This is a genomic window from Nonomuraea sp. NPDC050691, from assembly GCF_040654455.1.
In the GTDB taxonomy this organism is placed as follows: domain Bacteria; phylum Actinomycetota; class Actinomycetes; order Streptosporangiales; family Streptosporangiaceae; genus Nonomuraea.
Genome location: NZ_JBFAIA010000271.1, coordinates 1 through 7,961 on the forward strand (window position 1 = coordinate 1; position 7,961 = coordinate 7,961).

At 71.0% G+C, this 7,961-nt stretch carries 7 protein-coding genes; 6 read left to right on the forward strand and 1 reads right to left on the reverse strand.

The window, feature by feature from the left end; genetic code table 11:
• Both AB0H81_RS42715 and AB0H81_RS42720 read left to right on the forward strand, forming a co-directional pair.
• On the forward strand, positions 1-203 hold a 203-nt coding region (locus tag AB0H81_RS42715; protein WP_358387584.1), incomplete at its 5' end, for a CGNR zinc finger domain-containing protein.
• Between the two features lie 10 nt (positions 204-213).
• Entirely contained in the window at positions 214-663 is a 450-nt protein-coding gene (locus AB0H81_RS42720; protein WP_358387587.1) for an MOSC N-terminal beta barrel domain-containing protein, read from the forward strand.
• Between the two features lie 22 nt (positions 664-685).
• Here the strand turns inward: AB0H81_RS42720 and AB0H81_RS42725 are convergent, their stop codons facing one another.
• Positions 686-1,612, reverse strand: a complete 927-nt coding sequence (locus AB0H81_RS42725) for an iron-siderophore ABC transporter substrate-binding protein (RefSeq protein WP_358387590.1) — start codon at positions 1,610-1,612, stop codon at positions 686-688.
• Between the two features lie 198 nt (positions 1,613-1,810).
• Here AB0H81_RS42725 and AB0H81_RS42730 point away from each other — a divergent pair, with 198 nt between their 5' ends.
• The 4 genes from AB0H81_RS42730 to AB0H81_RS42745 form a co-directional block, all read left to right on the forward strand.
• The gene (locus tag AB0H81_RS42730; RefSeq protein ID WP_358387593.1) at positions 1,811-3,124 is read left to right on the forward strand and encodes an ammonium transporter; all 1,314 of its coding nucleotides are present in this window, start codon (positions 1,811-1,813) and stop codon (positions 3,122-3,124) included.
• Positions 3,121-3,459, forward strand: a complete 339-nt coding sequence (locus AB0H81_RS42735) for a P-II family nitrogen regulator (protein WP_175595575.1) — start codon at positions 3,121-3,123, stop codon at positions 3,457-3,459. The genes AB0H81_RS42730 and AB0H81_RS42735 overlap by 4 nt, the downstream gene beginning before the upstream one ends.
• On the forward strand, positions 3,393-5,795 hold the full coding sequence (locus AB0H81_RS42740) for a [protein-PII] uridylyltransferase (RefSeq protein ID WP_358387598.1): 2,403 nt from the start codon (positions 3,393-3,395) through the stop codon (positions 5,793-5,795). Before AB0H81_RS42735 ends, AB0H81_RS42740 begins: the two co-directional genes overlap by 67 nt.
• Positions 5,796-6,019: 224 nt before the next feature.
• On the forward strand, positions 6,020-7,961 hold a 1,942-nt coding region (locus AB0H81_RS42745; protein WP_358387596.1), incomplete at its 3' end, for a nitrate- and nitrite sensing domain-containing protein.

The window sequence follows — 7,961 nt, forward strand, 5'->3', positions numbered from 1 at the left end:
CCGTGACGGGCTCGCAGTTCCTGTCGGCCGTGGCCCGGGACGCGATCGACCTGTTCAGCGGGCCGCGGACCGAGCGGGTGCGCATGTGCGCGGGGGACAACTGTTACCTGGTCTTCCTCGACACCTCCCGCCCGGGCGCCCGCCGCTGGTGCTCGATGAGCCGCTGCGGCAACCGCCAGAAGCTCCGCACCCGCCGCTCGTAGCATCGTCTTCGTGAGCGAACTTCTGGGCACTGTGGGACGGCTGCGCCGCTACCCGGTCAAGTCGATGCTGGGCGAGGATCTCGACGCCGCCGACATCGGCGAACGCGGGCTCGGCGGCGACCGGCGGCGGGCCGTGCTGGACGTGGCCACCGGCAGGATCGCCAGCGCCAAGAACCCCCGCCTCTGGCGCGGGCTGCTCACCCTCGACGGCACCCGCCCGCCGGGCGACGCCGAACTGTCGGCGCTGCTCGGACGGCAGGTGCGGCTGGTGGACGTGCCGCCCGAGGAGGCCGAGCTGGAGCGCGGAGACGGCGCCGGGTGGGTTCGTGGAGAACGGCTGGGTGGGGGCCGAGGTGCTCGTCGGAGACGACGTGGTGCTGGAGGTCATCGCCCCCACGCCCCGGTGCGTGGGCGACCCGGTGCAGCTACGCGTCCCGTGAGCCCGGGGCGCGTCCCCTGAGAAGGTGCCGGATCTCGACGGCTCAGACGAGCGGGGTCAGGCGGATGTCGAGGTCGTCGAGGATCTTTCCGGCGGCCGTGACCCCGATGCCCAGCATCCAGATCTCGTCGTCCACGTTGTAGGCGTGCCCCGCCTTGACGGCCGCGAGGTTCTTCCACAGCGGCCCGCCGGTCACCGCCGCCTGGCTCTTGGCGGCCGCCTCGCCGTACGCGCTGTAGAAGACGGCGTCGGCGTCGGCCTGGGCGATGTTCTCCTGGCTGAGCTTGCCGAAGCGCTTGTCGGCCTGGCCGGCCAGCATCTGCGTCTCGGGCCGCGGGATGCCCGCGTCACCGACCACGATGCCGCTGAACGACTCGGGACCGTACATGCGGATCTCGGTCGGCATGAAGCGGACGATGCTCACCTTCAGTGAGGTGAACTTGGCGCCGACCTGCTTGGCCCGCGCCTCGTAGGCCGACAGCAGCTCGGCGGCCCGCTCCTTCTTGCCCAGGGCCTCGGCGTCGAGCAGGAAGTTCTGCTTCCAGGTGACGCCGACCTTCTCCGTGAACACCGTGGGCGCGATCTTGCTGAGTTTGTCGTAGAAGGCGGCCTGGCGGAACTTGGTGCCGAGGATCAGGTCGGGCTTCAGCGCCATGATCGCTTCGAGGTTGAGCTGCTGGAGCGTGCCCACGGGCTTGGTGGCCGACAGGGCGGAGCCGAGGTACTTCGGCCACGCCTGGCTCTCGGCCGCCTGCGCGGCGCCCACCGGCGTCAGGCCGAGCGAGACCATCGTGTCGAGCTTGTCGGTGTCGAGCACCACCACCCGCTTGGGCTGCGCCGGGACCTTGGTCTCGCCCATGGCGTGCTTGACGGTCCGCGTCGGGCCGGACTCCTGGGATGTCGTGGAGGCGCCGCAGGCGGTGAGGGCGAGCAGGGGGAGCAGGGCCGCGGCGGCCAGGCGGAGACGCATGTGGGTTCCTTGATCGTTTAGGTAAGGCAACCCTAAGTGTAGTGCCGACCGCGTCCGGAACGCGGGGTGTGAAAAGCCCGAAACACCCACGAAACACCATTGAGGCGAGATTCACGAACGTGAAACACGGCTGGTCGAGCCATGAAACCGCGGACGAACACGCTGTGGCCACACGTCATATGTAAGGAGGGTCGCGTCGTGAAGATCGATAGCGGCACGACTGCCTGGATGCTCACGGCCACCGCGTTGGTGCTGTTGATGACTCCGGGCCTCGCGTTCTTCTACGGGGGCATGACCAGGGCCAAGAGTGTCCTGAACATGATGATGATGTCGTTCGTCGCCATCATCACAGTGACGATCGCCTGGGTGCTCTACGGGCACTCGCTGGCGTTCAGCGACAATTCCATGTCGTGGCTGAACCAGTTCGTCGGCGGTCTCGACCACGTCGGCCTGCAGAGCCTCGTCGACACGGCCACCAAGGACGACGGCACGGGCATGCCCAGCCTGGTCTTCTCGGCCTTCCAGCTGACGTTCGCCATCATCACGGTCGCCCTGATCAGCGGCGCGATCGCGGACCGCGCGAAGTTCGGCGCCTGGGTGCTGTTCAGCTTCATCTGGGCCACGATCGTCTACTTCCCCGTCGCGCACTGGGTCTGGGGCACCGGCTGGCTCAACACCCTCGGCATCGAGGACTTCGCCGGCGGCACGGTCGTCCACATCAACGCCGGCGCCGCGGCGCTCGCCCTCGCGCTCGTCATCGGCAAGCGCAAGGGCTGGCGCAAGGAGCCGATGCGCCCGCACAACCTCACGCTGGTGCTGCTCGGCGCGGGTCTGCTGTGGTTCGGCTGGTTCGGTTTCAACGCCGGCTCCGAGCTGGCGGTGGACGGCACGGCCGGCCTGGCGTTCATGAACACCCAGATCGCCACCGCCGTCGCGGCCGGTGCCTGGCTCGTCGTCGAGAAGATGCGCGACGGCCACGCCACCAGCCTCGGCGTCGCCTCCGGCGCCGTCGCCGGCCTGGTCGCCATCACCCCCGCCTGCGGCTTCGTCGACCCCTGGGCCGCGATGCTCATCGGCCTGATCGCCGGCGCGGTCTGCGCCTACGCCGTGGGCCTGAAGTACAAGCTCAACTACGACGACTCCCTCGACGTGGTCGGCGTCCACCTGGTGGGCGGCGTCATCGGCGCGGTCTCCCTCGGCTTCCTGGCCGCCTACCCCTTCCTGGAGCAGCAGAACAAGGGCCTGTTCTACGGCGGCGGCCTGACCCAGCTCGGCCTCCAGGTACTCGGCCCGGTCGCCGTCGGCGGCTACTCCTTCGTCGTCACCTGGGTCATCGGCAAGATCATCGACAAGGTGATGGGCTTCCGGGTGTCGGCCGAGGATGAGGTCACCGGCATCGACATCACCACCCACGCCGAGACCGGGTACGACCTCGGCACCGTCCACGCCTCCGGCGTGGCATCCCCCAACGGGCCCGCCGTCACCCCGGCGGCTAAGAAGGTGGACGCATGAGACTCATCACCGCGGTCATCAAGCCCTTCAAGCTCGATGACGTGAAGGCCGCCCTGGAGCAGTTCGGCATCAAGGGCATGACGGTCAGCGAGGCCAGCGGCTACGGCCGCCAGCGCGGCCACACCGAGGTCTACCGGGGCGCCGAGTACCAGGTGGACCTGGTGCCGAAGGTCCGGCTGGAGGTGCTGGCGGACGAGGACGACGCCGACGACGTGATCGACGTCATCGTCAAGGCGGCCCAGACCGGCAAGATCGGCGACGGCAAGGTCTGGTCGGTGCCCGTGGACACGGTCATCCGCGTCCGCACCGGCGAGCGCGGCCCCGACGCCCTGTAGGCGCGGGCGGAGGTCCGGCGCGGACGAGGGCGTCCGCGCCGGACCGGCAAGTCACGGCAGATCGGCAAGCGAGACGAGGGCGTCCGGACGGAGCCCGAAGAGGGGACGTCTTGAGGGGTGAAGCTCGCTCGTACGCCGCGGCGCGCAAGGAGCGGGCCGCGGACACCGACCGCTGGCTCAAGGACCTCTTCCGTACGGCGAGCGACGGCGACGGCGTCTCCCTGGTCGCCGTCGGCAGCCTGGGACGCGGCGAACTGGCGCCGGGCAGCGACCTGGACCTGGTGCTGCTGCACGGGAGCCGGGACGACGTCGGCAGGGTCGCGGACCGCATCTGGTACCCCATCTGGGACTCCGGCGTCGGCCTCGACCACTCGGTGCGTACCGTGGAGGAGGCCGTCGCGGTCGCCCGCGACGACCTGAAGGCGGTCCTCGGCCTCATCCAGGCCCGGCACGTGGCCGGAGACCCGGAGCTGACGAGGAAGGCCAGGGAGGCGGTGCTCGCCGAGTGGCGCGCCGACTCCCGGCGCCGGCTCGGCGAGCTGCGCGAGGCGGCCGACAAGCGGGCCCAGACGAGCGGAGAGGTCGCCTTCCTCCTCGAACCCGACCTCAAGGACGGCCGCGGCGGCCTGCGCGACCTCCAGGCCATGCAGGCCGTGGCCGCCGCCTGGGTGGCCTCGGCGCCCGGGCCCCGCGCCCGCGAGGCGTACGAGTACATCCTGGACGTGCGGCACGCGCTGCACGTCGTCACCGGCCGGGGAGCCGACCGGCTCGTCCTGCAGGAGCAGGAGGCCGTCGCCGGGCTGCTCGGCCTGCTCGACGCCGAGGCGCTGATGCGCCGGCTCGCGGAGGCGGGCCGGACGATCTCCCACGCGTTCGACGTGACCTGGCGCACGGTTGACAGGCTCGTGTCAGGACCGGCCCCGCGAGGGCGCCGTCCGCTGGCCGACGGCGTCGTCGAGCACGGCGGCGAGGTGGTGCTCGCCCGGGGCGCCGACCCCCGCAAGGACCCGCTGCTGGTGCTGCGCGCCGCCGCCGCGGCGGCCGACTCGGGTCTGCCGCTGGCGCCCGCGACGATGTCCGTCCTCGCAGCTCAGTCGCCTCCGCTGCCGGTGCCGTGGCCGGACGAGGCCCGTGACGCGCTGGTGTCGATCCTCGGCGCCGGCCGCGCCGCCGTGCCCGTCTGGGAGGAGCTCGACCAGGCCGGCATTCTTGTCAAGATGCTTCCTGACTGGGAGCGCGTGCGTCACCGCCCCCAGCGCAACCCCATCCACCGCTTCACCGTCGACCGGCACCTCATCGAGGCCGCGGCGAACGCCGCCAGCCACACGCGCGAGGTGTCGCGGCCCGACCTGCTGCTGATCGCGGCGCTGCTGCACGACATCGGCAAGGGCTGGCCCGGCGACCATTCGGCGACGGGCGAGGTCGTGGTGCGCGACATCGCCGCCCGCATCGGCCTGCCGCCCGCGGACGGGGAGATCCTGGCCACGGTGGTGCGCCATCATCTCCTGCTGCCCGAGACGGCGACCCGGCGCGACCTCGACGACCCCGTGACGATCGAGAAGGTCGCGGGCACGGTCGGCTCCCGGGAGGTGCTGGAGCTGCTGGCGGCCCTCGCGGTCGCCGACGGCCACGCCACCGGACCGGCCGCCTGGAACTCCTGGAAGGCGGGCCTGGTCGCCGATCTCGTGCGCCGGGTCCGCTCCGTCCTGTCCGGCTCCCCGCCACCCAAGCCTCCCTCCCTGTCGCCGGAGCAGGCCGCGCTGGCCCGGCACGGCGGTGGAGCCGTCCGGGTCAACGGCGGCGCTGTCACGGTCGTCGCCCCTGACCGCATCGGCCTGCTGTGGAGCGCCGCCGGGGTGCTGGCCGCCCACCGGCTGATCGTCCGCTCGGCCGCATCGGCCTCCGCGGGATCCACCGCGGTGATCGAGTTCTCCGTCGTCCCCGAGTACGGCTCGCCTCCGGACCCCGCCACGCTGGAAGCAGATCTCCGGCTCGTCCTTGCAGGGCGTCTTGACATCGAGCAACGGCTGGCCCGTCGGAACCGGTATGTGAGGGCTCCTCGTGTTCCGGTCGCTCCACCCCGTGTGACCTTGGTGGACGACGCCTCGGCGACCGCCACGGTGGTGGAAGTCAGGGCCCATGACAGGCCGGGACTCCTGTGGCGCATTGGACGGGCGTTCGGGGAGTGCGGTCTTGACGTGAGAGCTGCTCGCGTGGAGACTCTCGGCGCGGAGGCGGTGGACGTCTTCTATGTGGTCGATCGCGCCGGACGTCCTCTTAGTGACGACGCGCAGCGAGGCCAGGTCCGCGATCTGGTGCTGGCGGCACTGCGCTAAACCACTCACGACGGACCGGTCACATATGTAACGATTGCATCCGATATGCGTATTTAGTCTCACGCTGCGGATACCTTGTGGACGTCCTAGAGCCCGTGGACCACGGGATGATTTGAGGGGTAGCGGAAGCAGTGACTACGGGGAACTCCGACAGCGGCCAGACCGCCGGACGGGCGCGCGACGGGCGATCCCTCCCGCCCCGGCTCGGACTGCGCAACTGGCGCGTGAGATGGCGTCTGACCGCCCTCATCCTGGTTCCCACCGTCGTCTGCGTGGCGCTGGGGGGCGCGCGCGTGGTCGGTTCGATCCAGAGCATCAACGACTACGAGCGCACCATCCGGGCCGCCGCGGACGCGGGGCACATCCGCGACCTGGTTCAGGCCCTGGGCATGGAGCGTGACACGGGCGGCTGGATGGTCGTCTCCGGCGCCCAGCGCAAGAAGCTCGCCAAGCCGTACGCCGAGCGCAAGGCCGCCGTCGACAAGCTCGTCTCCACCGTGCAGGCCGACATGGACGCCATGGACGACTCGTACGGCGTGCGCGTCCTCGACGTCGTCCGGCGGGCCCGCCTCGACATCAGGCAGCTCCCCCGGACCCGCTCCGAGGGCCAGCGCGACACCTCCCGCTACAACACCGTGCTCGACACGCTGCTGCGCCTGCACGACGAGCTGAGCCTGCTCAGCGACGACTCGCAGATCATCGGCCAGTTCCGCGCCCTGAGCGCGCTCGCCCGGGCCAAGGAGGAGGTCTCCCGCCAGCGGGTCCAGCTCCTCAAGGGCTACTACCTCCCCGGCAGCATGGACGCCAAGGAGGTCGAGCGCTTCATCGCCTCCAACGCCGCGCAGCGCTCCGACATGGCCACCGTCGGCCAGGAGGCCGGCCCGCAGGTCGCCATCCAGCTCCAGAAGGCGCTGACCAAGCCCGAGTACTACAACACCGAGCTGATCAAGTCGCGCGCCATCACGCTGGCCAGCGGCAAGGCGCCCGGCGTCCGCATCCGGCAGAACCTGCTCGCCTCCACCGACCCCCGCAAGGTCTCGGCCGCCGACCAGTGGTTCAACGACAACGCCGCCACGATCGACGCCCTCCACTCGGTGGAGGAGGACATCAACAAGAAGGTGGCCCTGCGCGGCACCGAGCTGCGTGACGCCGAGATCCGCAACGCCGTCATCGCCGGTGTCCTGATCCTCGCGCTGCTGCTCCTCGTGGCGCTGCTCACCGTCGCCATCGCCCGCTCCATGGTCAGCCCGCTGCGCCGCCTGCGCACCGAGGCCCTGGAGATCGCCGGCTTCCGCCTGCCGGACGTGGTCCGCAAGCTCCGCCTCAACGGCGACGTGGTGCCCGAGGTCCGGCCGATCGACGTCGAGGGCAACGACGAGATCGGTGAAGTCGCCAAGGCCTTCGACCAGGTCCACCGGCAGGCCGTCCGGCTGGCGGGCGAGGAGGCCGAGCTGCGCGGCAACATCAGCTCGATGTTCGTCAACCTCTCGCGCCGCACCCAGACGCTGGTCGAGCGGCAGATCTCGCTCATCGACGGCCTGGAGAAGGGCGAGCAGGACGGCGCCCGGCTGGCCGACCTGTTCAAGCTCGACCACCTGGCCACCCGCATGCGCCGCAACTCCGAGAACCTGCTGGTCCTCGCCGGCCACGAGCCCGCCCGGCGGCGCAGCCAGCCGGCCAAGCTCGTGGACGTCGTGCGCGCCGCGCTCTCGGAGGTCGAGGGGTACGAGCGCGTCCAGGTGAAGGTCCACCGCGCCACCTCCGTGGTCGGCAGCGCCGCCAACGACCTCGTCCACCTCGTGGCCGAGCTGGTCGAGAACGCGCTGCAGTTCTCCCCGAGCAACGCCCAGGTCTCCGTGACCAGCAGCCTCATCGAGGGCGGCGGGGCCCTGCTGTCGGTGACCGACGCCGGCATCAGCATGACCGAGGAGGAGCTGGCCGAGGCCAACCGCCGCCTCGCCGAGCCGCCCGTCGTGGACGTCTCGGTCTCGCGGCGCATGGGCCTGTTCGTGGTCGGCCGCCTGGCCCTGCGCCACGGCATCCGCGTCCAGCTCCGCAAGGGCGACGGCAACGGTCTCATCGCCATGGTGCTGCTGCCGCCGGCGCTCATCCCCGACGGCGCCCAGCCGCCGCTGCCGCAGCGTCCCGCCTTCGGCGGCGGCGAGC